Consider the following 24,494-nt stretch of genomic DNA (forward strand, 5'->3'; position numbering starts at 1 on the left):
ACGCGCCGTCCTCGCGCCCGGTCACGCGCACGGCCCCGCGGTAGGTGACGGTGTGGCCGTGCGCGTGACCGGGCGCGAGGACGGCGCGTACGCCGTCGAGGGCGACGCCGCCGAGGCGCGCGGCAGCGGCACGGTCAAGCTGTCGCTCACGCTGCGGGTCACCCCGGCCGAGGGCGGGTCCGCCGTCGCCTTCGCGGGGACCGCCACCGCGGACGGACGGGTCGCGGAGTTCGACACCGAGTCGGTCGCCTCGGCCGTGACCCGGCTGCTGAACCGGTTCGCGGCGCGACTGGGCGCCGTCGCCGGGGAGAGCGACGACCACGAGGCGCAGGAGCCGGCGCCGGGCGCGTCCGCAGCCGGTGCGACCGGCGACGCCGGGACGACACCGGACCAGGACGACCCCGCGGCCCCCGAACCGGCGCCCGAACCGGCGCCCGAACCGGCGCCCGAGCGGGCGTCCGACGCCGAGGCGCCGCCGCCGGACCCCCGGGCGGACGCGGCGGACACGGCCGACACGGCCGACACGGCCGACCGGGCCGGGGCCGACGAGGCGGACGAGGCGGACGAGGCGGACGAGGACACGGAGATCGCGGAGGCCGCCCACGCGCGCCGCACGATGATCGGGCGCAGCGCCGAGGAGGTCGACCACGCCCCGCCGCGCGGACGGTACGCGCCGGTTCCCGCACCGCAGACCGTCGCGGCGGGCACCGCCCTGCGCTGGGCGGCCCCGGCCGCCGCGGTGGTGCTGGCCTCCGCGATCGTCGTCAGCCGCGTACTGCGCCGCCGCCGCTGACCCGGCCCGCGCGGCCCGCGGCGGCGGGGGACGCGCGCCGCCGGGGGCTTGATCGCCGCAGTAGGGTCGTGGCGTGAGCGACGAACAGATCACGCTGACCGCGGGCGACGCGGAGGCGGACGTGCTGCCGGGCAACGGCGGACGGCTCGCGGGGCTGCGCGTCGGCGGGCGGGAACTGCTGCGCCAGGGGGAGCGGTTCGGCTGCTTCCCGATGGTCCCCTGGTGCGGGCGCATCCGCGACGGCCGGTTCCTCGACGGCGGCGAGGTGCGGCAGATGCCGCTCAACGCCCCGCCGAACGCCATCCACGGCACCGCCCGCGAGGGCGCCTGGAAGACCGCACGGGCCGGCGCCGACGAAGCCGTCCTCACCTACGACCTGGTCGCCCCCTGGCCCCGCCCCGGACGCGTCACCCAGGTCGTCGCCCTCACCGCGGACAGCCTCAGCCTCACCATGTCGGTCGAGACGTACGACTCGTCCTTCCCGGCGCAGATCGGCTGGCACCCCTGGTTCAACCGCACCCTCGGCGGCGACGGCGCCCAGGCCGTGCGCCTCGCCTTCGACCCCGCCTGGCAGGAGCGGCGCGGCGCGGACCACCTGCCCACCGGCGAGCGGATCGACCCGCTGCCCGGCCCCTGGGACGACTGCTTCGGTATGCCCGGCGGCGTCGACGTCACGCTCACCTGGCCGGGTCAGCTGGAGCTGAGGGTGACCAGCCGCGAGGAGTGGGTCGTCGTCTACGACGAGCAGGAGGCCGCCGTCTGCGTGGAGCCCCAGACCGGCCCGCCCAACGGCCTGAACACCCTCCCCCGCCTGGTCACACCCCTGGAGCCGCTGGAGGCCACGACCGTCTGGCACTGGCGGCGCCTCTAAGCTGGGCGCCATGACTGACGTACGCGGCGAGCTGCTGAACCAGATCAAGGACAAGGCCGTGGTGCACGGCAAGGTGACCCTGTCGTCGGGCCTCGAAGCCGACTACTACGTCGACCTGCGCCGCGTCACGCTCGACGGGGAGGCCGCCCCGCTCGTCGGGCAGGTGCTCCTGGACCTCACCGACGAGCTGGAGTTCGACGCGGTCGGCGGGCTCACCATGGGCGCCGACCCGGTCGCCGCCGCCCTGCTGCACGCCGCCGCCGCGCGCGGCAGGCGCCTCGACGCCTTCGTCGTGCGCAAGGCCGCCAAGGCGCACGGCCTCCAGCGCCGCGTCGAGGGCCCGGACATCGCGGGCCGCCGGGTGCTCGTCGTCGAGGACACCTCCACCACCGGCGGCTCCCCGCTCGCCGCCGTCGAGGCCGTGCGCGAGGCCGGCGCCGAGGTCGTCGCCGTCGCCACGATCGTCGACCGGGCGACCGGCGCCGCCGAGAAGATCCGGGACGGGGCGGGAGTGCCGTACCTCTTCGCCTACTCCAAGGACGAACTCGGCCTGGACTGACGCCCGTCCGCACGCGCGCCCGTACCGGCCGGTGACAGGCGCTCGGACCATCCCGGTTCGTCTGGAAAGATGGGGCCGACGATGACGTCGCATCCCCAGGTCTAGGTCAGGGCCGTAAGCCACGACGCCGTACTCGGTACGCCGACCCGCACACTCCAAGGAGCGGACAGATGCCCATCGCAACCCCCGAGGTCTACAACGAGATGCTCGACCGGGCGAAGGCAGGCAAGTTCGCCTACCCGGCCATCAACGTGACCTCCTCCCAGACCCTGCACGCGGCCCTGCGCGGCTTCGCGGAGGCGGAGAGCGACGGCATCATCCAGATCTCCACGGGTGGCGCCGAGTTCCTGGGCGGCCAGCACAGCAAGGACATGGTCGTCGGCGCCGTCGCCCTGGCCGAGTTCGCGCACATCGTCGCCGCGAAGTACGACGTCACGGTCGCCCTGCACACGGACCACTGCCCCAAGGACAAGCTCGACGGGTACGTCCGTCCGCTGATCGCGGTCTCCGAGGAGCGCGTCGGGCGCGGCGAGAACCCGCTCTTCCAGTCGCACATGTGGGACGGCTCGGCCGAGACCCTCGCCGACAACCTGTCCATCGCCCAGGAACTGCTGGAGCGGGCCCGCGCCGCGAAGATCATCCTGGAGGTCGAGATCACGCCGACCGGCGGCGAGGAGGACGGCGTCTCGCACGAGATCAACGACTCCCTCTACACCACCGTCGACGACGCGATCCGCACCGTCGAGGCCCTCGGCCTCGGCGAGAAGGGCCGCTACCTCCTCGCCGCCTCCTTCGGCAACGTCCACGGCGTGTACAAGCCGGGCAACGTCGTCCTGCGCCCGGAACTCCTGAAGGAGCTGAACGACGGCGTCGCCGCCAAGTACGGCAAGGCGTCCCCCTTCGACTTCGTCTTCCACGGCGGCTCCGGCTCCTCCGAGCAGGAGATCGCGATCGCCCTGGAGAACGGCGTCGTCAAGATGAACATCGACACCGACACCCAGTACGCCTTCACGCGTCCGGTGGCGGCCCACATGTTCCAGAACTACGACGGCGTCCTGAAGGTCGACGGCGAGGTCGGCGACAAGAAGACCTACGACCCGCGCACCTGGGGCAAGCTCGCCGAGGCGTCGATGGCCGCGCGCGTCGTCGAGGCGTGCGGGAACCTGCGCTCCGCGGGCACCCGCATCAAGTAGCCGGGCCCGGCCCGCGAGGCCGGCCGCAGCGAGCCGGGTGCCCGCGCACCCGGCTCGCTGTATACCTGGGGCATGCCCGACGTCCGGCTCGCCTCCCCGCAGGGCAAGTGGATCCTGCTCACCACCGTCCTCGGCTCCAGCATGGCGATGCTGGACTCGACCGTCGTCAACGTCGCCCTCCCGCGCATCGGCCGCGACCTCGACGCCGACCTCGCGGCGCTCCAGTGGACGGTCAACGCCTACATGCTCACCCTGGCCGGGCTGATCCTGCTCGGCGGCTCCCTCGGCGACCGCTACGGGCGCCGCAGGGTGTTCGTGGTGGGCGTGGTCTGGTTCGCCCTCGCCTCCCTGCTGTGCGGGCTCGCCCCGAACGCGGACATGCTCATCGCCGCCCGCGCGCTCCAGGGCGTCGGCGGCGCCCTGCTGACCCCCGGGTCCCTGGCCCTGATCCAGGCGTCCTTCCACCCCGACGACCGGGCGCGGGCGGTCGGCCTGTGGTCGGGGTTCGGCGGCATCGGCGCCGCCGTCGGCCCCTTCGTGGGCGGCTGGCTGGTGGACGGGCCGGGCTGGCGCTGGGTGTTCCTGCTCAACGTCCCGCTGGCGCTGGTGTGCGCGCCCATCGCCGTACGGCACGTCCCCGAGTCGGGCGGCGGCGCCCGGCACGGCCGCTTCGACGTCCTCGGCGCCTTCCTGGGCGCCCTGGCACTGGCGCTGGTGACCTACGCCCTGATCGAGGCCCCCAACGGCTCGGCGGCCGTCGGGCTCATCGGCGCGGCGGGCGTGGCCACCGGGTTCGCCTTCGTGCACGTCGAGCGCCACCGGCCCGACCCGATGATGCCGCCGGACATCTTCCGCTCGCGCCGGTTCACCTCGGTCAACCTCGTCACGCTCTGCGTCTACGCGGCCTTCGGCGGCTTCTTCTTCCTCGGCACGCTCCAGCTCCAGGTCGTCGCCGGCTACTCGGCGCTGGCCGCCGGCACCGCCCTGCTGCCGACGACGGGTCTGATGCTGCTGTTCTCGGCCCGCTCGGGCGCCCTCGCCGACCGCATCGGCCCGCGCATCCCGCTGACCGTCGGACCGCTGCTGTGCGCGGCCGGGATGCTGCTGATGCTGCGGGTGGGCGAGGACGCCGCGTACGTCGTGGACGTGCTGCCCGCGCTGCTCGTCCTCGGCCTCGGCATGGTCACCCTGGTCGCCCCGCTCACCGCCACCGTGCTGGCCTCCGTGGACACCGCCCGCGCGGGCCTGGCCAGCGGCATCAACAACGCGGCGGCCCGCGCGGCGGGCCTGATCGCGGTGGCCGCGCTGCCCCTGGTCGCCGGGATGGGCGAAGGGGCGTACCGCTCGGCCGACGCCTTCGACGCCGCGTTCGACCGGGCCATGCCGATCTGCGCGGGCCTGCTGGTGGCGGGCGCGGTGATCGCCTTCGTGACGGTCCGCCCGCTGCCGCCCGGATGCCGCAGACCGGAGTGCCTCACCCACGGCGGCCTGGCCGCCCCGCCCCTGGAGGGGGACCGCGGCGGGGGCCGCCTGTAGCGGCCCGTACCCGCCCGGCGGGCCGTCGCCCGGCGGGTACGGGCCGCCCGGCGTCCCCGTGCCCGGCCGATGGGCCAGACTGGACCTCATGGCCATTCACCAAGACCTCCTCGGGGGACCGCCCCCGACCCACCTGCCCGACGACCCCGAGCCGCGCGAGCTGCTCGCCGGCGGCACCGCTCCCGCGGACGTCGCCGCGAAGTACCCGACCTCCTCGCTGGCCTGGGCCCAGCTGGCCGACGAGGCGTTCGAGCGGGGCAGCGTCGTGGAGTCGTACGCCTACGCCCGCACGGGCTACCACCGCGGTCTGGACGCCCTGCGCCGCAGCGGCTGGAAGGGCCACGGACCGGTGCCCTGGGAGCACGAGCCCAATCGCGGCTTCCTGCGCGCCCTGCGCGCCCTCGCCCGCGCCGCCGGGTCCATCGGCGAGCAGGAGGAGCACGAGCGCTGCTCGCAGTTCCTGAAGGACTCCTCGCCGACCGCCGCCCAGACCCTGGGATAGGGCGTGTTTCGAAAGTCCCGTCCGCCCGGCGGGCAGACGACGCCACTTTCGAAACACGCCCGTCCGGGGCCGGTCCGCTGTCCCCTTCCGTGAGGCCCGCCCGTGTGACCAGGCGGGCCTTGCGCCGCTCCGGGGGATGGCTGAGGATGCCGAGTGGGGACCGGGGCCCCTTTGCCGACAACGGCAGGGCGGACCGCTACCCGGAGTTACACAGGAGACAGCAATGTCCCAGCAGGCTCATCGGACCGCGGAGGAATCCGCGGAGGCTCAGGAGCCCGAGACCCCGCATCTCGACTTCGCCGGCACGACGCCCTACGAGGACTACGTCAAGGCGGACGTGCTCACCCACCTCCAGCACACCCTCTCCGAGGACCCCGGCGAGATGGTCTTCCTGGTCACGACCCAGGTCATGGAGCTGTGGTTCACGGTCGTCGTCCACGAGTGGGAGACCGCGGCGCGGGCTCTGCGCGCGGACCGGCCCGGTGCGGCGATCGACGCCCTGAAGCGTTCCGTGCGCGAACTGGACGCCCTCAACGCCTCCTGGAAGCCGCTCGGCCAGCTCACGCCGGCCCAGTTCAACGCCTACCGCGGCGCCCTCGGCGAGGGCTCCGGCTTCCAGTCGGCGATGTACCGGCGGATGGAGTTCCTGCTCGGCGAGAAGTCCGCGTCCATGCTGGTGCCGCACCGCGGCGCCCCCCGCGCCCACGCGGAGCTGGAGAAGGCCCTGCACGAGCCCGGCCTCTACGACGAGGTGCTGCGCTTCCTCGCCCGGCGGGGCCACCCGGTCCCCGAAGCCGTCCTCAAGCGGGACGTGTCGCGGCGCTACGAGCCCTGCGACGAGGTCGAGGAGGTGTGGGCCGGGATCTACGCCGGGGACCAGAACGCCGAGCTCACGCGGCTGGGCGAGGCGCTGACCGACGTCGCCGAGCTGGTGTGGCGCTGGCGCAACGACCACCTGGTCGCCACCCGCCGCGCGATGGGCGCCAAGGCGGGCACCGGCGGCTCGGCCGGGGTGGCCTGGCTGGAGAAGCGGGCGCGCAAGAACGTCTTCCCGGAGCTGTGGAGTTCTCGCACATTGGCCACGTGACATTCCGTAGAGCGTGGCCATGAGTCCGCCAGGAGTGGTCACAGGCATGAGCATCCACGCAGCAGGCTATGAACGTCAGTCCGCCGCCCGCGCCAACAAGAGCGAAGCGAGCCCCGCCACGCAGCGCGCTGCGAACAGGGGCGAGGCAGACCGGCGCAGGGCGGCGGGGGCCGATGTGCAGTGGGTCGGCCACTATGAGGACATAGGCATCTCGGCGTTCAACGGCAAGGAACGCCCGGCCTATGAGCGTCTCCTCAAGGACTGCCGCGCAGGCCGCGTGAACATGATCATCGTCTACTGCATCTCGCGCCTGTCGCGGATGGAACCGCTGGACGCGATCCCGGTCGTCACGGAACTGCTCAACCTCGGTGTCACGATCGTCAGTGTCACCGAGGGGGAGTTCCGCAAGGGCAACCTCATGGACCTGATCCACCTGATCATGCGCCTTGACGCCGCCCACAACGAGAGCAAGAACCGCAGCGCGGCAGTCAACGGCGCCAAGCTGCTCGCGAAGGAGGCCGGCGGGTACATCGGGGGCACGGCTCCGTACGGTCGGAAGCTGACTCCCGAGACCCGCCGGACTCCCGACGGGCGCCCCATCGTCGTGCAGGTGCTGACGGCGCATCCCGAAGAAGCGAAAGTGATTCGGGACCTGTGGGAGCTGATCAAGTACCACAAGGAGAACCCCCACGTTCGCCAACCTGGCGACGGCCGGGTCATGCCCGGTTCGATCGGTTGGCTTGCCGCCAAGCTCAACCGCGACGGCGTACCCACGCGGGGCGCGACAACGGGTAAGGCGCGCAAGGACAGCGGGTGGCGGCCCAACACCCTGACTCGCATTCTCCGTGACCCGACCCTCGCGGGGTACCACACGGAGCCGGTCTACAAGATGCGGGACGACGGCACGCGCACCAAGACCGTCGCTGAGTACCGGATCGTCCGCGACGAACACGGCGAGCCTGTTACGGCATGGGAGCCCATCCTTGAGGCTGCCGAGTGGTGGCAGCTTCAGGAGTGGATCAAGGTCCGCTCAACTCGTAAGTGGTCAGGATTCTCACGGAACTTGCTCACGTCGACCGGGATGCTCTACTGCGAGTGCGGGCGGTCCATGAAGTCCGCAGCGGCAGTCAAGCCGGACGCCCGGCAGAGCACGTACCGGTGCTCCCGCCCGACCGGCATGGTGGTGCCCGGCCAGCACACGGGAACCTCGGCCATCTCCCAACCTCTGCTGGACGACTACGTGGCGCGTCGCGTCTTCGCGATCATCGAGACCGCCGAGGACGACGAAGCGGCAGGGGACATCCTGTATGAGGCGCAGAAACGCCTAGGAGAGACCACAGAACCCACGGAAACGGCCCAGGAGCGCGCCGCGCTCGTGGCGGAGCGGGCCGACGTGGCGAGGGCCCTGGAACAGCTCTACGACGTTCAGGACAGCTACACGCGGACCGAGATCGGCCGCAAGCGCTGGACTTCGGACGTTGCGGCGCAGGAAGACCGCATGGCGGCAGCAGAGGAACGCATCGCCGCCCTTGCCGCTTTGGACGTGCCTGAACTGCCCATCGCGTCATGGCTGGAGTGTGACTCGGATGCGATCGAGGGTGATTCGATCGGACCGGGTACGTGGTGGGCCAAGGCTGACCTCACAGCGCGACGGAACCTCCTCGCGCTGTTCGTGAATCGGGTCATCGTCCGCAAGGCGGAGACGCGAGAGAGGGCGGTCCGGGGTAAGGCTTGGAAAGGGGGAGCGGGTCACGATCGTGTGGGCCACTGAAGGGCTTGGGGAGATGGAGCACGACCAAGTGGCGTGACGCCGGTTCGGCAGACGGTAGCCCCGTTCGGAGAGATATCCGGGCGGGGCTTTGCCGTACCCCAGGAAGCCGCAGACGGCCGACTGAGTGTCTGCCGTGCGCTTCGCCTCGCACGCTCGCGCCGCCCACCCGCTCGACCGGCTGAGAGGGGCCACGCAAGCGGCGCGATCTCTGTTCTTTGAAGGCGCCTTCCGCCGTGTGAGGGCGCCTTTGCCGGCTCTTCGCAGTTGAGGGTGTAGCGCCGAGAATGTGCAGCTGTTGGACGGTTGGATGTGAGTCGTCAGGAGGTGCGAGCGTCGTAGTTCTCGCGGTTTGCGAGGACCTCGGCCATGTGTGTCTGCGCCCAGTTTCTGAGCCCGCGCGTCATGTGGTGGAGCGAGAGGCCGAGGTCGGTCAGCTCGTAGGAGACGGTGACAGGGACGGTTGGCGTCACGGTACGGGTGAGCAGACCATCGTGCTCCAGCGACCGTAGCGTCTGGGTCAGCATCTTTTGGCTGACCCCGGCCAGAAGACGAGAGATCTCGGAGTAACGCATCGCCTTCGGAGTGTCTGCGTGTGCCGCGCCCGGCTGGCCAGGGCTGTCGCCGCCCAGCGCACACAGGATCAGGACGACCCACTTGTCCGAGATTCGGTCGAGCAGCTGCCGGCTGGGGCACTCTGCAAGGAACGCGTTGTACTCCACCTTGGCCTGAGCCCTCTTCTGGGCCGCCTTCGTCGTCGTCACTGATCGCACCTCTCACCGATGGGTGGTTACGCACTCCAAAGTGCCTACTTCCCGACAGGAAGTTTCTCTCCAATGCTGATGCAGGAAGGCAGCAGGCGCCACCCCCCAAGTGCACGACGAAAGGCAACACGATGAGCACCCCCTCCCTCTCTCTTCCCGGCGGCACCTGGACTCTGGGTGCCCTGACCGTCACCCGGTTCGGCTACGGTGCCATGCAACTGGCCGGGCCGTGGGTGATGGGGCCGCCGGCCGATCGCGAGGGTGCCCTGGCCGTTCTGCGTGAAGCGGTCGACCTCGGTGTCACCCACATCGACACCAGCGACGCCTACGGGCCGCGCGTCACCAACGAGTTGATCCGCGAGGCACTGCACCCCTATCCCGAGTCGCTGCACATCGTGACCAAGGTGGGCGCGACCCGTGACGAACAGGGTGGCTGGCCCACGGCCCGGCGACCCGAAGATCTGCGCCGCCAGGTTCACGAAAATCTCAAGTCCCTCCGGCTCGACGTTCTCGACCTGGTCAACCTCCGACTCGGCAACGCCGAAGGTCCCCAGCCCGGCTCGCTCGCCGAGGCGTTCGAGACGCTCGTGGAACTCCAGCAGCAGGGCCTGATCCGCCACCTCGGGGTCAGCAACGCCACCGAGGAGCAGGTCACCGAGGCGCAGAGCATCGCGCCCATTGTGTGCGTGCAGAACATGTACAACCTTGCCCACCGCCACGACGACAAGCTCATCGACCGGCTCGCCACCGACGGCGTCGCGTACGTGCCCTTCTTCCCCCTCGGGGGCTTTACCCCGCTTCAGTCCTCGGCCCTCTCGGGGGTCGCCGCTCGACTGCAGGCGACACCGATGTCCGTCGCCCTGGCCTGGCTGCTGCAGCGATCACCGAACATCCTGCTCATCCCCGGCACGTCATCGACGGCCCACCTGCGCGAGAACATCGCCGGCGCGGGACTCTCCCTCTCTCGTGAGGACTTGACCGAGCTGGACGGCATCGGCCGCTGAATGGCCCAGAGCTGAACGGTTCACAAGCCATACCCGAACTCGCCGTTCGACTTCCGGCCCCGGTCACCTTCGTGCGACCGGGGCCGAAGCAGGACGATTCGCCCTCACCTGGATGACTTCGGATCATCAACCGTCAGGATCTTGTGTCACATCGGCCGAAGAGGGCCGCAGCCCCGGGGAGGTCTCCAGCGCCGAAGCGGGCGAAGAACTCTTGCGCAACTTCACGGGGATCTATGCATGAAACGCTATCTACTGGCGAGTATAGGAGCAAATAGGACATCTGGTGCTGGTCGACCCTCACGCGGCGGTCGGGCACTCTATCTGGCCTTGTCGGCGAGATCGAACAGCGGGCGGCAGGGATCGCGATCAGGGCCCAACTGGCTGCCGTGGGCGAGACGGCGGGCTGCTGTCCTCGCGCGGTCTGCCTATCGCTGCATGGTCCCGGGTTCCGCGTTCCTCCCTGTGGCGTTCTCCGGCAATCCGCTGGCCTGGAGCGATGCCGCTGGCTCACCTACTCTGAACCCATGACGCCACGTTTCCGCAGGTCAGTAGCCGCCTCGCCAGTAGTGACTAATGTTCGAGTTCTCTGGACGGCGCGGTCCCGTGTCTGAGCCGGTGGCCGGGCGGGCCCGCCGGGCCGCCGAGCTGGACGCGGCCGACGAACTCGCCGCCGTGCGGGAGCGGTTCGTCCTCGACGACGTCGTCTACCTCGACGGGAACTCGCTGGGCGCCCTGCCCGCACACGTCCCCGGACGGGTCGAGGACGTCGTCCGCCGGCAGTGGGGCGAACTGCGCATCCGCTCGTGGGACGAGAGCGGCTGGTGGAGCGCGCCCGAGCGGATCGGCGACCGGATCGCCCCGCTGGTCGGCGCCGCGGCGGGCCGGATCGTGGTCGGCGACTCCACGAGCGTCAACGTCTTCAAGGCGCTGGTGGCGGCCGTGCGGATGGCCGGGGAGGACCGCGACGAGATCCTCGTCGACGCGAGCACCTTCCCCACCGACGGCTACATCGCCGCGTCGGCGGCCCGGCTGACCGGCCGCACCCTGCGGCCCGTGGCGCCCGCCGAGGTGCCGGACGCGCTGTCCGGGCGTACGGCCGCCGTCCTGCTCAACCACGTCGACTACCGCACGGGCCGGCTGCACGACCTGCCGTCCCTGACGGCGGCCGTGCGCGCGGCGGGCGCGGTGTCGGTCTGGGACCTGTGCCACAGCGCGGGCGCGCTGCCGGTCGGCCTGGACGAGCACGGGGTCGACCTGGCGGTCGGCTGCACCTACAAGTACCTGAACGGCGGCCCGGGTTCACCGGCGTACCTGTATGTGCGCGGCGGTCTCCAGGACCGTTTCGACTCCCCGCTGCCGGGGTGGAACTCGCATGCCGAGCCGTTCGGCATGCGGTCCGTGTTCGAGCCCGCCGAGGGTGCGCCGCGCGGCCGGGTCGGCACCCCCGACATCCTCTCGATGCTCGCCCTGGAGGCGGCCCTCGACGTCTGGGACGGGGTGCGGATCGAGGCGGTGCGGGCCAAGTCGCTGGCGCTGACGGACTTCTTCCTGGAGTGCGTGGCGCAGTACGCGGCGCCGGGGCGCGTGGAGACGGTGACCCCGCGGGCGCACGCCGAGCGCGGCAGCCAGATCGCGCTGCGCTGCCCGGACGCCGGTGACGTGATGCGCCGGCTCGTCGCGCGCGGGGTGGTGGGCGACTTCCGGCAGCCGGACGTGCTGCGGTTCGGCTTCACACCGCTGTACGTGGGCTTCGCGGACGCGGAGCGGGCGGCGCGCGTCCTGGCGGAGGTCCTGGCGGAGGGCTGAGCGCGGGGTCCGTGCGGGACGGGCCGCCACCCCCGCCCCGGGCGCACCCCGGGGCGGGGGTGGGTGGCGCTCGGTGAACCGGGGGCGCGTCGTGCGGCCGGAACCGTGTGCGCGCCGAACTGGTCGTGTGCCGCGGCCTGTTGAGGTCCGTGCGTACGCCCTCCGGGACGGACCGGGCCGGAGGCCGGCGCACCTGCCGGCCGCCCCGGCGCCCTGCGCGGCGAGCGCGGCGGCGGGGCGGAACCGCGTCGCCCTCACCCAGCGTGACATCCGCGTGTCCGCGCACGTCACGCGCCTGATAGCGTCCCCGCCAACGGCCGCACCCCCCGGTTCCGCCGCCCAAATCCGTTTCGCCGCTGAGAGGTTGGAGCATGCCGGACGACGTCGCAGCAGCTCGGGACGCCGCCGAGGAGGAGTCGGCCTTCTCGCACCCGCCCGTCGACCCCGACGCCACCGCCGCGTACGGCGACCACCCCGACCAGGTGATCGACTTCTACGCGCCCCGCGGCGAGCTGCCCGCGGACGGCTCGGTCCCGCTGGTCGTCGTGCTGCACGGGGGTGCGTGGCGGTCCCCGTACGACCGCCGGCACCTCACGCCGTTCGCGGACTTCCTGGCCCGGCGCGGGTTCGCAGTCGCCAACGTGGAGTACCGGCGCGGCGCGGACGACGCCGGGGGCGGCGCGCCGGTCGCCGGGCGCTGGCCGGACACCTTCGACGACGTCGCCGCCGCACTGGACGCGCTGGCGGACTTGGCGCGCGAGGCGGTGCCGGGGGCCGACCCGCGCCGGACCGTGCTCACCGGCCACTCGGCCGGCGGCCACCTGGCGCTGTGGGCGGCGGCCCGGCACGTCCTGCCCGCCGACGCCGCCTGGCGCACCGGCCGCCCGGCCCCGCTGCGCGGGGTGGTCGCGCTCGCCCCGATCGCCGACTTCGCCGCGGCCGGGAAGCTCGACGTGTGCGGCGGCGCGGCCCGTCAACTCCTCGGCGGCGGTGTGGAGTACGCCGAACGCCGGCCCTACGCCGACCCGGCGCTGCTGCTGCCGACCGGCATCGCGACGACCCTGGTCCAGGGCCGTGCCGACCTCGTGGTGCCGCAGGCGGTCGCCGAGTCGTACGCGGACGCGGCGGCCAAGGCGGGAGAGGTGGTCGGGCTGACCCTGCTGGAGGAGGTCGGCCACTTCCCGCTGATCGACCCGGCGGCCGACGCCTGCGCGGTGGTGGCGGAGGAGATCGCCCAACTGGCGTGGTGAGCCGGGGCGCCCGCGCCGGCGCCGCGATGCACGGGGCCGGCGGTGGCGCCCGCGTCGTGGTCGGCGGGTCCGGTGGTGGCGCCCGCGCTGTGGTCGGTCGGGCTGGCGGTGGCGCCCGCGCTGTGGTCGGCGGGTCCGGTGGTGGCGCCCGCCCTGTGGTTCGGGCCGGGTGGTCGTGTCGCCGTCGTGGTTCGCGGGTCCGGTCGTGGCACCCGCGCACGCGCCCACCCCCGCCCCCGCGCCCACCCCCGCACCCTCCCGCCCCCGCGCCCTCCCGCCCGCGTCCGCGACCCGAGGGTCCGGCGGGGCGGCCTCGCCCTGGTTCGCGGACCGGGCGGCGGTCTGCGCGCCCGCGGTCTCGGGGCCGGGCCGTCCCGTGCGTCCGGACCCCGTCCGACCTGCGCCGCTGCCCGTAGTACCTGAGACGGACCCGGGGGAACCCCTCTCCGTGGGGACGACCCGGGACGGGGGTGCGCCTACGGTGCTGTACGTGACCGAGACGACCCAGACGCCGCCCCCGCCGCAGGGGGACCCGGCCAAGCAGCGCAGCCCCGAGTTCCGGCTGGCGGCGGACGCCCTGCGCGGACCGCGCCACGACCTGATCCACGACGCCTTCGCCTACCGTCCGCTGGCGCGGATGAGGACCGACGGGCCGCTCACGCGCCGGCTGCCGGGCCGGCTGCGGGAGTACGCGGCCTGGACACCGCACGCCCTGATCAGCGGCGTCGCCCTGATCACGCTGCTCGTCGCGACCGTCGACAGCGGCGGCGCGGCGCTGGTCATCGTGCCGGTCACCGTGCTGCCGATCCTGCTGACGATGCTCCGGCCGGTGGGGGCGTTCTGGCTGTCCATGGCCGCCATCCCGGTCAGCCAGGTCTTCGGCTCCGACTGGGCGGGCTGGCCGTGGCTGCCCGCCGCGTTCATCTCCCACCTGACCGTGCTGACGGTCGTGGCGATCCGCACCAGGCCCCGCACGGCCGCCTACATCTGGGCCGTCACCGCGATCTACGGCTTCGTCGTGGACTTCGTGCTCAGCGGCGGCTACTACGGCAGCAACACCGGCGCCATGCTGGTCCTGTCCGCGCTGATCCTGCTGGCCGTCGCCGTGTGGCACACCCGCAAGGAGGCCCGGCAGGAGGTGACCGCCCAGCAGACGGTGACCGCGCACGAGCGCTCCCGCCGGACCCTGCTGGAGGAGCGCAGCAACATCGCCCGCGAGCTGCACGACGTCGTCGCGCACCACATGTCGGTCGTCGCCATCCAGGCGGAGGCCGCCCCCTACCGGGTGGAGAACCCGCCGGAGGAGCTGGAGCGCGCCTTCGCCACCATCCGGGAGAACGCGGTCGCGGCGCTGACCGAGCTGCGCCGGGTGCTGGGCGTCGTACGCGCCGAGGACTACGAGGCGCCCGAGGCGCCGCAGCCCACCCTCGCCGACCTCGACGCGCTCCTGGCGAACGTGCGGGACGCGGGGCTGCGGGTCGACAAGGCGGTCATCGGCGCGGTGCGCGAACTGCCGCCCGGGGTCGAGCTGTCGGCGTACCGGATCGTGCAGGAGGCGCTGAGCAACAGCCTGCGGCACGCGCCCGGAGCGAGCGCCAGGGTGGAGATCGGGTACGTCCTCGGCGGCCTGGGCGTGCGCGTGGTCAACGGCCCGCCGCCGGTGCCCGGCATGGTCAAGCCCTCGCCCGGCGCCGGGCACGGCATCACCGGGATGCGGGAGCGGGTCTCCATGCTCGACGGCCGGATGACGGCGGCGCCGACCGGCGACGGCGGCTACGAGGTGGCCGTGTTCCTGCCGGTCGCGAGCGCCGAGGACGCGTCATGACCATCCGCGTCCTGATCGCGGACGATCAGATGATGGTGCGCGAGGGCTTCTCCGTCCTGCTGAACGCGATGCCGGACATCGAGGTGGTCGGCGAGGCGGTCAACGGCCGCGAGGCGGTCCAGCGGGTGCGTGAACTCGCCCCCGACGTCGTGCTGATGGACATCCGCATGCCCGAGCTGAACGGCATCGAGGCCACCCGCGAGATCGTCGCCGCGGACAGCACGGCCAAGGTGCTGGTGCTGACCACCTTCGACCTCGACGAGTACGTGTACCAGGCGCTGCGCGCGGGTGCCTCGGGCTTTCTGCTGAAGGACGCCTCGGCACGCCAACTCGCCGACGGGGTAAGGGTGGTGGCGTCCGGGGAGGCGCTGCTCGCCCCCTCCGTCACCCGGCGGCTGATCACGGAGTTCTCCAAGCTGTCCGACTCCCCGCGGCTGATGCCGTCCGCGCACGCGGCGTACGGGGAGCTGACCGAGCGGGAGACGGAGGTCCTGGTGCTGATCGCGCAGGGCCTGTCGAACGCGGAGATCGCCGGGCGGCTGGTGGTCGCGGAGTCGACGATCAAGACCCATGTCAGCCGGATCCTGGTGAAGCTGGGGCTGCGGGACCGCACCCAGGCGGCGGTGTTCGCCTACGAGGCCCGGCTGGTCACGCCGGGCTGAGCGCCCCGCGGCTACCGTGGGCGCATGGAACAGCGCATCACCCTGATCACGCTGGGGGTCTCGGACCTCGCCCGCTCCAGGGCCTTCTACGAGGCGCTGGGCTGGCGGGGCCAGGAGGTCGAGGAGACCGTCTTCTTCCAGGCGGGCGGCCTCGGCCTGGTCCTGTGGGGCCGGGAGAAGCTGGCCCGCGACTGCGGTCTGGAGCCGGGGCCCGGCGGCGGCTTCGGCGGGATCGTCCTCGCCCACAACGTGCGCTCCGAGGCCGGGGTGGACGCCCTCCTCGCCGCGGCGGAGCAGGCCGGGGGCACGGTCACCAAGGCCCCCGCGCGCAACCCGGTCGGCTTCTGGTCCGGCGCCTTCCTCGACCCCGACGGCCACGCCTGGGAGGTCGCGCACAACCCCGGTTTCCCCCTCGCCGAGGACGGCACGCTCACCCTCCCCGACTTCGGCACGTCCTAGGACGTCGCCCGCCGCGGCACTGGAGCCCTGGTCAGGGAGGGGGGCGGCGGTCTACCGTCCGTGCATGGCAGCTCCTTCCGATCTCGCGTTCGACCCCTGGGACCCGGCGTTCCTCGCCGACCCGTACCCCGCCTACGCCGAGCTGCGGGCCGCCGGCCGTGTGCACTGGTTCGCGCCCACGCGGCAGTGGCTGGTCCCGCACCACGCGGACGTCTCCGCGCTGCTGCGCGACCGGCGCCTGGGGCGGACGTACCAGCACCGCTTCGGCCACGAGGACTTCGGGCGCACGGCGCCGCCGCCGGAGCACGAGCCGTTCCACGTCCTCAACGACCACGGGATGCTCGACCTGGAACCGCCGGACCACACCCGCATCCGCCGGCTGGTGTCGAAGGCGTTCACGCCGCGCACGGTGGAGTCGCTGAAGCCGTACGTGCGGCGGCTGGCCGGGGACCTGGTGGCCGCGCTGGTCGAGAAGGGCGGCGGCGATCTGCTGGCCGACGTCGCGGAGCCGCTGCCGGTCGCGGTCATCGCCCAGATGCTGGGCATCCCGGAGGCCGACCGGGCGCAGCTGCGGCCGTGGTCGGCGGACATCTGCGGGATGTACGAGCTGAACCCGTCGCGGGACGCCGCCGACCGGGCGGTACGGGCCTCGGTGGAGTTCTCGGAGTATCTGCTGGAGCTGATCGCGGCCCGCCGCCGGGCGCCCGGCGAGGACCTGATCTCGGGTCTGATCGCGGCCCACGACGAGGGCGACCGGCTCACCGAGCAGGAGATGGTCTCCACGGCGGTGCTGCTGCTGAACGCCGGCCACGAGGCCACGGTGAACGCCACGGTCAACGGCTGGTGGGCGCTGTTCCGCAACCCCGGCGAGCTGGCGGCCCTGCGCGCCGACCACTCCCTGATCCCGTCCGCGATCGAGGAGCTGATGCGCTACGACACCCCGCTCCAGATGTTCGAGCGGTGGGTGCTGGACGAGATCGAGATCGACGGCACGACGATCCCGCGCGGCGCGGAGGTCGCCCTGCTGTTCGGCTCCGCCAACCACGACCCGGAGGTCTTCCGGGCGCCGGCGGCCCTGGACCTCGCCCGCGCGGACAACCCGCACATCTCCTTCAGCGCGGGCATCCACTACTGCATCGGCGCCCCGCTCGCCCGTGTCGAGCTGGCCGCCTCGATGGCGGCCCTGCTGGAGCAGGCGCCCACGCTGCGGCTCACGGCGGCCCCGGAGCGCAAGCCGAACTTCGTGATCAGGGGGCTGGAGGGACTCGCCGTCGAGCTCTGAGGCGTACCACCGCCGCCCACAGGCCCAGGGCGGCGGCGGTGCCGCCGAGGACCAGCAGGGGCAGCTCGGCGTAGAGGACGCTCCAGTCCGGGCCCTGCTCGAAGCGCCACAGGCGGCCCCGGAGGCCGAAGGACCACACGGCGAGCCCGGCCCCCGCGCCCGCCGCGGCGGTCAGACATCCGGCCGCGGCCTGTGTGCGTTGCCCCATACCCCTCACGGACGCCCGCCGGACGCGGCGGGTTCCCGGAAGACACGGGTTCAGCCGGCGAGGCCCCCGACGGAACGCCGGCGCGCCCACCGGGCCGCACCTTCCGCCGGGGCCGGCCGGCGGCCTCAGCCGGTGCCGGCCGGACCCGGCACCACCAGCCGCAGCGCCCCCTCGCCGACCGTCCAGGTGCGCCGGCGGATCGGGCCGGAGGTCGTCGTGTCCGCGTGGTAGCGGAAGTGCGCGCCCGAGACGGTGACCGAGCGGCCCTCGGCGCGCAGGGCGGCGAGCTCCGCGCACGGGTGGACCTCCACCGCCGCGACGCCCGCCGCGCCCGGCGTCACCGACACCGCGTCCACCACCTGGTCCAGGTCCACCAGCGTCGTCCCGTCGACCTCGACCCGCAGCCGGGCCGGACCCTCGGTCCCGGCCGCCGCGACGGTCCGCGCGGGCACCAGGGTGCGCGCCAGCGACCGGCACGAGCGCAGCCACGGCCGCCCCGGCCCGTGCGGCGCGGCGGGCGCGGCCGTGCCGTGCGCCGGGGGGATGCGCAGCCCGCTCAGCACGACCCCGTCGCTGTCGTCGACCAGCAGGTCCAGCCGCCGTTCCACCCCGTCCAGCACCGCGCGGGCCGCCGCGACCGCCCCCGTGGGCACCCCGAGCGATCCGGCCAGCGACAGCGCGCGCCCGACCGGCACCACCGAGAGCACGCATTCGGCCAGCTGCCGCTGGCGGTGCAGCAGGGCCACCGCGCGCGTCAGCGCCCGGTCGTCGCCGACCACCACCGGCCGGCGGGACCCGCGCCGGGCCAGGGCGCGGGCGAATTCGTCCGGGCCCTCCGGCAGGCAGACCTTCGTCGCCGCACCCGCGCTGAGCACGTCTTTCGCGATCCTGACGGACTCACCGTCGGTCATCCGAGCAACCGGATCGATCACTACCAGCAGCTGATCGGACATCGCGAAAGTCGCCACCTCGGCCATGCCTCGCTTCCTCGGGTAGCATCTTGGTGCAAGAGCCCCTTGCGCTACTGCGCCAGGGGCCTCGTCTATTCCGGGGCCATCCGGTACGACGGTTCGCGGCCAACGACGGTCGCGGCCGATCGTGGTGTACACGGCGGAGACCCTTCGTGTACATCCCTGACCTTGGACATGCCCCGCCCGGAAGGGGTGTACGCGCGTGCCCGCACTTGTGCTGCTCGGTGCTCAGTGGGGTGACGAAGGCAAGGGAAAGGCGACGGACCTGCTAGGCGGATCCGTCGACTATGTGGTGCGCTACCAGGGCGGCAACAACGCCGGCCACACGGTGGTCGTGGGTGATCAGAAGTACGCCCTCCACCTGCTCCCTTCCGGAATCCTGTCCCCGGGGTGCACCCCGGTCATCGGCAACGGTGTCGTCGTCGACCCGTCGGTCCTGCTCTCCGAGCTGAGCGGTCTGAACGAGCGAGGCGTCGACACGTCCAAGCTCCTCATCAGCGGCAACGCGCATGTCATCACGCCGTACAACGTGACGGTGGACAAGGTGACGGAACGCTTCCTCGGAAAGCGGAAGATCGGCACCACCGGCCGCGGCATCGGCCCGACCTACGCCGACAAGATCAACCGCGTGGGCATCCGCGTCCAGGACCTGTACGACGAGTCGATCCTCACCCAGAAGGTGGAGGCGGCCCTCGACGTCAAGAACCAGATGCTCACCAAGCTCTACAACCGCCGCGCGATCGCCGTCGAGCAGGTCGTGGAGGAGCTGCTGGGCTACGCCGGGAAGCTCCGGCCGTACGTCGCCGACACCGTCCTGGTCCTCAACCAGGCGCTGGAGGACGACAAGGTGGTCCTCTTCGAGGGCGGCCAGGGCACCCTGCTGGACATCGACCACGGCACGTACCCCTTCGTGACGTCCAGCAACCCGACCGCGGGCGGCGCCTGCACCGGCGCGGGCGTGGGCCCCACGAAGATCAGCCGGGTCATCGGCATCCTCAAGGCGTACACGACCCGGGTCGGCGCGGGCCCGTTCCCGACCGAGCTGTTCGACGCGGACGGCGAGGCGCTGCGCCGCATCGGCGGCGAGCGGGGCGTCACCACCGGCCGCGACCGCCGCTGCGGCTGGTTCGACGCGGTGATCGCGCGCTACGCGACCCGGGTCAACGGCCTGACCGACTTCTTCCTCACCAAGCTCGACGTCCTTACCGGCTGGGAGCAGATCCCGGTCTGCGTGGCGTACGAGATCGACGGCCGGCGCGTCGAGGAACTGCCCTACTCGCAGACGGACTTCCACCACGCGAAGCCCGTCTACGAGAACCTGCCGGGCTGGTCCGAGGACATCACCGGCGCCAAGTCGTTCTCCGACCTGCCGAAGAACGCCCGGAACTACGTCAAGGCGCTGGAGGAGATGTCCGGCGCACCGATCTCCGCGATCGGCGTGGGTCCGGGCCGGGACGAGACGATCGAGATCAACTCGTTCCTGTAGACCGCTCCGCGGCCGGGCCGGCGGCCTCGGGACCTCAGCACCCGCGGGTCATCGGCCCCCGCCGTTCCGCGCGTTCGCGGAGGGCGGGGAGGAGAGGCGGGGGCAGGGGGCGGCTTCGAGGCGGTTGCCGCCGCCCCCGTCGCCGAGGCTCGGCCTGAACCGGCGGAGGGTTCCGGTGCCGGTCGTCGTTGCTCTCCCGCGCCCGCCGACTGATCGGTGAGGGCCGGTGATCCGTCCGGGCCCGGAGCCTGCGGACGGATCCTCGCACAGCGCCGCGCCCGGGGGACACCTCGGCCGGGTCGCTCCACGTGCGTGTCTCGTTCATTCCGGTGCCCGCGCTCAACGGCGGCGCCCGGCCGCTGAGTCGGCGCTGCCGCCGCACAGCACCCGGCCGGCTCGTCCATGCGCTGCTGCTGCGCGGGGTTGTTCACTCGCAGGAGTGAAGAACACGAACTGCGGCCTGGGAAAAGGCGGTTTCGACTTGCAACCGCTGCTTTGCATGGCCTTAGAGTCACGCCAGAACGAAACGCCCCCGCGGTGCGCCAACACCCGGGGGCTCGACACCCAGGAGCACACCTCCGGATGCACCCTCATCGTACGACGCCTGAGTGCGTCTTTTCAGGTCTCTCCGCGGCATTCCTCCGCGACCGGCGCGTCTCCTGGTGCGCGGTCGGCGTACTGACGTACCTACTCGCCCTGCCGGACCGGGCCCGGGTCACCCTGCGCGCGCTCTCCCGGGACCGCGCCCAGGAGCGGTCGCGGATCGCCGCCGCTCTGCGTGAGCTGGAGGAACTGCGGTATCTGCGGCGCGTGGTGCGCGCGGGGCAGCCGGCGGACCAACTCCGGCCCCTCTACGAGGTGTTCGAGGCGCCGTACGAGTCCGGGCCACCAACGGGTGAAACCGGAAAAGCGGCGCGCCGGCACGTGTCGCCGGGGGCGCGCAGGGCGGAGGCGGCCCGGCTGCTGCTGTCGTTGGGGGACTTCGACCGGCGTCTCACGCTCGGCGGCGCCGAGGCGCTGCGGCTCGCGCCGCTGGTGCAGGAGTGGTGGCGGCGGGGGGCGAGCAGTGCCGAGGTGCGGGCCGCGGTGACCTGGGACGCGCCGCGCCGGGTGCGGACCGGTGCCGGGTACGTCGAGGCCCGGCTGCGGGTCGGCCCCCGTTCTTCCGTGGGGGCGGCCGCCCGGCCCGCGACGGCGGTCGAGGTCGACTTCCGCACACCGGGCGGACGTCTCGCGCGGCTGTTCCGGGGGCGGGCGGGCCGCCGCCCGCCCCGGACCGGGTGCGTCAGCTGAAGACGATCATCGAGCCCTGGGCCAGGCTCCGGGTCGCCGCCGCGTGCAGGCCCAGCCAGACATGGCGCTCGCGGGCGAAGGGGCTCGGGTCGTAGGGGGCCGGTACGGCCGGCTCCTCCAGGGCGGTGGGCGCGAGCGGCGCCTGCGGGGCCGCGGGCGGGCTGGCCGGGTCGATGCCGATGACCTGCGCGACCGACTCCAGTTCGCGCAGCAGCGCGTGCGAGGAACCGAGCGGGCCGCCGCCCGCGAGGAGCGCGTCGCTGGACAGCGGGCTCGGGAAGTCGACGGGGACGTAGGCGCCCGCGTGGTCGTAGTGCCAGACCAGGTGGGACTGCTTGGCCGTCGCCTCGAACATCTCCAGGAGCTGTTCGTAGTCCCCGCCCAGGTCGTCCACCGGGGTCACCGGCAGCCCGCACATCTGGAGCAGGTACGCCCGCCGCAGGAAGTGCAGCGCGTCGTAGTCGAAACCGGCCACGGGGGCGACGTCACCGGACAGGCCCGGCATGTACTGGTACACGGGCACCGGCGGCAGTCCGGCCTCGGCCAGCACCTTGTTGTATTGCGCGAGTTCCTCGGCGAAGGGGTTGTCGGGCGTGTGGCACAACACGTCGACGAGCGGTACCAGCCACAGGTCACAGGCCAAAGGAGGACTCCTCACACAGCGGTCGCACAGCGTGGCTCCGGCGTAGCAGAGTGGTCAGGGAAGGGTAATCGGTGCGGCTCCGGGGCGGATCCCCTCGGGCGGGCCCGTCACGAGGGTCCCCGCCCGTGCAGGTCCCTTACCCTTCCGCCGACGGCTCACCCGGCCGCCAGTCGCTCGATCAGGGCGAGCGAACCGGCGTCGTGGGCGGCGATGATCGAGCGGGCCGCGGACAGGTCGCGGCGCAGCAGGGCGTCGACGACGTCGGTGTGCAGGGACCACAGGTGGCCGCGCAGATCGTCGAGCCGGCGCAGATGCTGCACCGCGCACACCCAGGACTGCAACCGCAGCCGGTGCAGGAAGTCGGCGAGGTAGGGATTGCCGTACAGGGCGCCCAACTCGCGCCAGAAGCGCAGGTCGTAGCCGATGAGCACGGTCAGTTCACCGGCGGTCGCGGCCCGCTGGGCCTCCTCGGCGCGACGGCGCACCCCGGCGACGGCGGTCCTGACCCGGGGGTCGTCGGGGTCGCGGTGGCCCGCCCGGTCACCGGCCAGCACATGGAAGATGCCGTCGATGACCAGGGCGCGGGCCTCCACGATGCCGCGGTAGTCGTCGACGGAGTACTCGTGCACCCGGAAGCCGCGGTGCTGGTCGGCCTCCAGCAGGCCCTGCGCGGCCAGGTCGACGAGGGCCTCGCGCACGGGGGTGGCGGAGACGCCGTACTGCTCGGCGATCTCCTTGACGGTGAACTCCCGCCCCGCCTGGAGCCGTCCGGCCAGCACCTCGTCCCGCAGGGCGTCGGCGAGCTGCTGCCGCAGGGTGCTCCGCGTCACGGAGCCGTTGCCGCCGGTGCCGGGCATGGTCGGGGCGTCTCCCGTCGTCGCGATGCGGTGGCGTGCACGTGTCCGAGCGCACGTACATGTCTACGAGCACGCCACCTTACGCGTTCGACCCATGGGGGATGTTTCTGCGGACGCGGCTCTCCGCACGCCCCCGCGGCCCCCGCCCCGGCCCTGTCAGACGGTGTACTCGTCCGCCGCCGTGAGCGCGGCGTCCAGGGCGGCGAGACCCTCCTTGAGCTCCGGCTCCGTGATGTTGCACGGCGGCACGACATGGGTGCGGTTCATGTTCACGAACGGCCACACGCCGTGCGCCTTCGCGGCGGCGGCGAAGGCGGCCGTCGGGGCGGCCGCCTCGCCGGACGCGTTGTAGGGCACCAGCGGTTCGCGGGTCTCGCGGTCGCGCACCAGTTCGACGGCCCAGAACATGCCGGTCCCGCGCACCTCGCCGACGCTCGGATGGCGCCCGGCCAGCTCGCGCAGGGCCGGACCGACCACCTCGGCGCCCAGCCGGGCGGCGTGGGCGACGACGCCCTCCTCGTCCATGGCCCGGATCGTGGCGACGGCCGCCGCGCAGGCCAGCGGGTGCCCCGAGTAGGTCAGACCGCCGGGGTAGGGCCGCCGGGCGAAGGTCTCGGCGACGGCCGGGGAGATCGCGACCCCGCCGAGCGGCACGTACCCGGAGTTCACGCCCTTGGCGAAGGTCATCAGGTCCGGGACCACGTCGAACAGGTCGGCCGCGAACCACTCACCGGTGCGCCCGAACCCCGCCATGACCTCGTCCAGCACGAAGACGATCCCGTACGTGTCGCACAGCGCGCGCACGCCCGCGAGGTAGCCGGACGGGGGCACCATGATCCCGGCCGTGCCGGGGATCGTCTCCAGCACGATCGCCGCGACCGTCGCGGGCCCCTCGAAGGCGATCGTGGTCTCCAGGTGCTCCAGCGCCCGCGCGCACTCCTGCTCCTCGGTCTCGGCGTAGAAGCGGGAGCGGTACAGGTAGGGCGCCCAGAAGTGGACGACGCCGGCCGTGCCGCTGTCGGAGGGCCAGCGGCGGGGGTCGCCCGTGAGGTTCACGGCCTGCTGCGTACCGCCGTGGTACGAGCGGTACGCCGAGAGCACCTTGGGCCGGCCGGTGTGCAGCCGGGCCATCCGCACGGCGTGCTCGACGGCGTCGGCGCCGCCGTTGGTGAAGAAGATCCTGTCCAGGTCGCCGGGGGTGCGCTCGGCGATCAGCCGCGCCGCCTCCGAGCGCGCCTCGACCGCGAAGGCCGGGGCGAAGGTCGTCATCCGCGCGGCCTGCTCCTGGATCGCCGCGACGACCTTCGGGTGCTGGTAGCCGATGTTCGTGTAGACGAGCCCGCTGGTGAAGTCGAGGTAGCGGTTGCCGTCGTAGTCCCAGAAGTACGACCCCTGCGCACCGGCGACGGCGAGCGGGTCGATGAGCTCCTGCGCGGACCAGGAGTGGAAGACGTGCGCGCGGTCCGCGGCCTTCACGGCGGCGCCGGTCTCGGGAACGGGATGAGGGGTCATGCGGGCGAGCGTAGGCAGCGGCTCACCGGGCGCGGTATCGGCGTCCTGTCTGCGGTCCCGGGGTTTTCGCGACAGGTTGTCGACGGCGGCGGGGCCGCGGGTATCACGCGGCGGAGGGCGCGGCGGGCGCGGCGGGTGCGGCGGGCGCGGCGGGTGAGGCGGG

Annotated in this window: 23 protein-coding genes; 17 read left to right on the forward strand and 6 right to left on the reverse strand. The window is 72.9% G+C overall.

Annotated elements, in window-relative coordinates:
• From SZN_RS22870 to SZN_RS22905, 8 genes are all read left to right on the forward strand, one after another.
• A partial coding sequence (locus SZN_RS22870; protein ID WP_007499125.1) for an SRPBCC family protein occupies positions 1 to 793 on the forward strand: 793 nt, incomplete at its 5' end.
• Between the two features lie 73 nt (positions 794 to 866).
• Entirely contained in the window at positions 867 to 1,664 is a 798-nt protein-coding gene (locus SZN_RS22875; protein ID WP_007499126.1) for an aldose epimerase family protein, read from the forward strand.
• 10 nt (positions 1,665 to 1,674) lie between these two features.
• Positions 1,675 to 2,223 carry an orotate phosphoribosyltransferase gene (pyrE, locus tag SZN_RS22880; protein WP_007499128.1) on the forward strand — a complete coding sequence of 183 codons (549 nt, stop codon included), beginning with the start codon at positions 1,675 to 1,677 and terminating at the stop codon, positions 2,221 to 2,223.
• 170 nt (positions 2,224 to 2,393) lie between these two features.
• A complete protein-coding gene (gene fbaA, locus SZN_RS22885; protein ID WP_007499130.1) occupies positions 2,394 to 3,416 on the forward strand; it encodes a class II fructose-bisphosphate aldolase in 1,023 nt (340 codons plus the stop codon).
• 72 nt (positions 3,417 to 3,488) lie between these two features.
• Positions 3,489 to 4,952: an MFS transporter gene (locus SZN_RS22890; RefSeq protein WP_007499132.1), complete on the forward strand. Its 1,464-nt coding sequence runs from the start codon at positions 3,489 to 3,491 to the stop codon at positions 4,950 to 4,952.
• Between the two features lie 88 nt (positions 4,953 to 5,040).
• Positions 5,041 to 5,454: a DUF3151 domain-containing protein gene (locus tag SZN_RS22895; protein ID WP_007499134.1), complete on the forward strand. Its 414-nt coding sequence runs from the start codon at positions 5,041 to 5,043 to the stop codon at positions 5,452 to 5,454.
• Between the two features lie 223 nt (positions 5,455 to 5,677).
• Complete coding sequence (locus SZN_RS22900) at positions 5,678 to 6,541, forward strand: tryptophan 2,3-dioxygenase family protein (protein WP_007499136.1); 864 nt, start codon at positions 5,678 to 5,680, stop codon at positions 6,539 to 6,541.
• 46 nt (positions 6,542 to 6,587) lie between these two features.
• Entirely contained in the window at positions 6,588 to 8,312 is a 1,725-nt protein-coding gene (locus SZN_RS22905) for a recombinase family protein (RefSeq protein ID WP_007499138.1), read from the forward strand.
• 317 nt (positions 8,313 to 8,629) lie between these two features.
• Here SZN_RS22905 and SZN_RS22910 read toward each other — a convergent pair whose 3' ends face one another.
• Complete coding sequence (locus SZN_RS22910; RefSeq protein WP_007499140.1) at positions 8,630 to 9,073, reverse strand: winged helix-turn-helix transcriptional regulator; 444 nt, start codon at positions 9,071 to 9,073, stop codon at positions 8,630 to 8,632.
• A 131-nt stretch (positions 9,074 to 9,204) separates the two neighbouring features.
• Here SZN_RS22910 and SZN_RS22915 point away from each other — a divergent pair, with 131 nt between their 5' ends.
• From SZN_RS22915 to SZN_RS22950, 7 genes are all read left to right on the forward strand, one after another.
• On the forward strand, positions 9,205 to 10,077 hold the full coding sequence (locus tag SZN_RS22915) for an aldo/keto reductase family oxidoreductase (RefSeq protein ID WP_007499142.1): 873 nt from the start codon (positions 9,205 to 9,207) through the stop codon (positions 10,075 to 10,077).
• A gap of 573 nt (positions 10,078 to 10,650) precedes the next feature.
• Entirely contained in the window at positions 10,651 to 11,883 is a 1,233-nt protein-coding gene (gene kynU, locus SZN_RS22920) for a kynureninase (protein ID WP_078508850.1), read from the forward strand.
• Positions 11,884 to 12,254: 371 nt separating this feature from the next.
• Positions 12,255 to 13,133, forward strand: coding sequence for an alpha/beta hydrolase (locus tag SZN_RS22925; RefSeq protein ID WP_007499146.1), 879 nt, complete (start codon positions 12,255 to 12,257; stop codon positions 13,131 to 13,133).
• Between the two features lie 490 nt (positions 13,134 to 13,623).
• Complete coding sequence (locus tag SZN_RS22935) at positions 13,624 to 14,958, forward strand: sensor histidine kinase (protein WP_050815107.1); 1,335 nt, start codon at positions 13,624 to 13,626, stop codon at positions 14,956 to 14,958.
• Positions 14,955 to 15,620: a response regulator gene (locus SZN_RS22940; RefSeq protein ID WP_007499151.1), complete on the forward strand. Its 666-nt coding sequence runs from the start codon at positions 14,955 to 14,957 to the stop codon at positions 15,618 to 15,620. Before SZN_RS22935 ends, SZN_RS22940 begins: the two co-directional genes overlap by 4 nt.
• Before the next feature lie 24 nt (positions 15,621 to 15,644).
• Entirely contained in the window at positions 15,645 to 16,079 is a 435-nt protein-coding gene (locus tag SZN_RS22945; protein WP_007499154.1) for a VOC family protein, read from the forward strand.
• A gap of 64 nt (positions 16,080 to 16,143) precedes the next feature.
• Entirely contained in the window at positions 16,144 to 17,361 is a 1,218-nt protein-coding gene (locus SZN_RS22950; protein WP_007499156.1) for a cytochrome P450, read from the forward strand.
• On the opposite strand, the gene SZN_RS22955 is transcribed toward SZN_RS22950, so the two are convergent.
• Both SZN_RS22955 and SZN_RS22960 read right to left on the reverse strand, forming a co-directional pair.
• Positions 17,327 to 17,569, reverse strand: a complete 243-nt coding sequence (locus SZN_RS22955; RefSeq protein WP_043732517.1) for a hypothetical protein — start codon at positions 17,567 to 17,569, stop codon at positions 17,327 to 17,329. The genes SZN_RS22950 and SZN_RS22955 overlap by 35 nt on opposite strands.
• A 125-nt stretch (positions 17,570 to 17,694) precedes the next feature.
• Positions 17,695 to 18,546, reverse strand: coding sequence for a diacylglycerol kinase family protein (locus tag SZN_RS22960; RefSeq protein ID WP_007499160.1), 852 nt, complete (start codon positions 18,544 to 18,546; stop codon positions 17,695 to 17,697).
• A 196-nt stretch (positions 18,547 to 18,742) separates the two neighbouring features.
• Here SZN_RS22960 and SZN_RS22965 point away from each other — a divergent pair, with 196 nt between their 5' ends.
• Together SZN_RS22965 and SZN_RS22970 are read left to right on the forward strand one after the other, a co-directional pair.
• Positions 18,743 to 20,026, forward strand: a complete 1,284-nt coding sequence (locus tag SZN_RS22965) for an adenylosuccinate synthase (RefSeq protein WP_007499162.1) — start codon at positions 18,743 to 18,745, stop codon at positions 20,024 to 20,026.
• Positions 20,027 to 20,608: 582 nt separating this feature from the next.
• Complete coding sequence (locus SZN_RS22970) at positions 20,609 to 21,319, forward strand: hypothetical protein (protein WP_007499164.1); 711 nt, start codon at positions 20,609 to 20,611, stop codon at positions 21,317 to 21,319.
• Here the strand turns inward: SZN_RS22970 and SZN_RS22975 are convergent.
• From SZN_RS22975 to SZN_RS22985, 3 genes are all read right to left on the reverse strand, one after another.
• Positions 21,312 to 21,962 (reverse strand): phospholipase D-like domain-containing protein, encoded by a 651-nt coding sequence (locus tag SZN_RS22975; protein ID WP_007499166.1) that lies wholly within the window; start codon positions 21,960 to 21,962, stop codon positions 21,312 to 21,314. The genes SZN_RS22970 and SZN_RS22975 overlap by 8 nt on opposite strands.
• Positions 21,963 to 22,117: 155 nt before the next feature.
• Positions 22,118 to 22,819, reverse strand: coding sequence for a GntR family transcriptional regulator (locus SZN_RS22980; protein WP_007499167.1), 702 nt, complete (start codon positions 22,817 to 22,819; stop codon positions 22,118 to 22,120).
• Positions 22,820 to 22,975: 156 nt separating this feature from the next.
• Positions 22,976 to 24,331, reverse strand: a complete 1,356-nt coding sequence (locus SZN_RS22985; protein ID WP_007499168.1) for an aspartate aminotransferase family protein — start codon at positions 24,329 to 24,331, stop codon at positions 22,976 to 22,978.
• Between the last annotated feature and the right edge of the window lie 163 nt (positions 24,332 to 24,494).

The organism is Streptomyces zinciresistens K42 (assembly GCF_000225525.1).
Lineage (GTDB): Bacteria > Actinomycetota > Actinomycetes > Streptomycetales > Streptomycetaceae > Streptomyces > Streptomyces zinciresistens.

Bases quoted from the DNA above. Each gene is read 5' to 3' on its own strand.
- SZN_RS22985 (WP_007499168.1), bottom strand. From the start codon at position 24,331: ATGACCCCTCATCCCGTTCCCGAGACCGGCGCCGCCGTGAAGGCCGCG.
- SZN_RS22950 (WP_007499156.1), top strand. From the start codon at position 16,144: ATGGCAGCTCCTTCCGATCTCGCGTTCGACCCCTGGGACCCGGCGTTC.
- SZN_RS22945 (WP_007499154.1), top strand. From the start codon at position 15,645: ATGGAACAGCGCATCACCCTGATCACGCTGGGGGTCTCGGACCTCGCC.
- SZN_RS22940 (WP_007499151.1), top strand. From the start codon at position 14,955: ATGACCATCCGCGTCCTGATCGCGGACGATCAGATGATGGTGCGCGAG.
- SZN_RS22915 (WP_007499142.1), top strand. From the start codon at position 9,205: ATGAGCACCCCCTCCCTCTCTCTTCCCGGCGGCACCTGGACTCTGGGT.
- SZN_RS22980 (WP_007499167.1), bottom strand. From the start codon at position 22,819: ATGCCCGGCACCGGCGGCAACGGCTCCGTGACGCGGAGCACCCTGCGG.
- SZN_RS22925 (WP_007499146.1), top strand. From the start codon at position 12,255: ATGCCGGACGACGTCGCAGCAGCTCGGGACGCCGCCGAGGAGGAGTCG.
- SZN_RS22970 (WP_007499164.1), top strand. From the start codon at position 20,609: ATGCACCCTCATCGTACGACGCCTGAGTGCGTCTTTTCAGGTCTCTCC.
- SZN_RS22905 (WP_007499138.1), top strand. From the start codon at position 6,588: ATGAGCATCCACGCAGCAGGCTATGAACGTCAGTCCGCCGCCCGCGCC.
- fbaA (WP_007499130.1), top strand. From the start codon at position 2,394: ATGCCCATCGCAACCCCCGAGGTCTACAACGAGATGCTCGACCGGGCG.
- SZN_RS22890 (WP_007499132.1), top strand. From the start codon at position 3,489: ATGCCCGACGTCCGGCTCGCCTCCCCGCAGGGCAAGTGGATCCTGCTC.
- pyrE (WP_007499128.1), top strand. From the start codon at position 1,675: ATGACTGACGTACGCGGCGAGCTGCTGAACCAGATCAAGGACAAGGCC.
- SZN_RS22955 (WP_043732517.1), bottom strand. From the start codon at position 17,569: ATGGGGCAACGCACACAGGCCGCGGCCGGATGTCTGACCGCCGCGGCG.
- SZN_RS22960 (WP_007499160.1), bottom strand. From the start codon at position 18,546: ATGGCCGAGGTGGCGACTTTCGCGATGTCCGATCAGCTGCTGGTAGTG.
- kynU (WP_078508850.1), top strand. From the start codon at position 10,651: ATGTTCGAGTTCTCTGGACGGCGCGGTCCCGTGTCTGAGCCGGTGGCC.
- SZN_RS22895 (WP_007499134.1), top strand. From the start codon at position 5,041: ATGGCCATTCACCAAGACCTCCTCGGGGGACCGCCCCCGACCCACCTG.
- SZN_RS22900 (WP_007499136.1), top strand. From the start codon at position 5,678: ATGTCCCAGCAGGCTCATCGGACCGCGGAGGAATCCGCGGAGGCTCAG.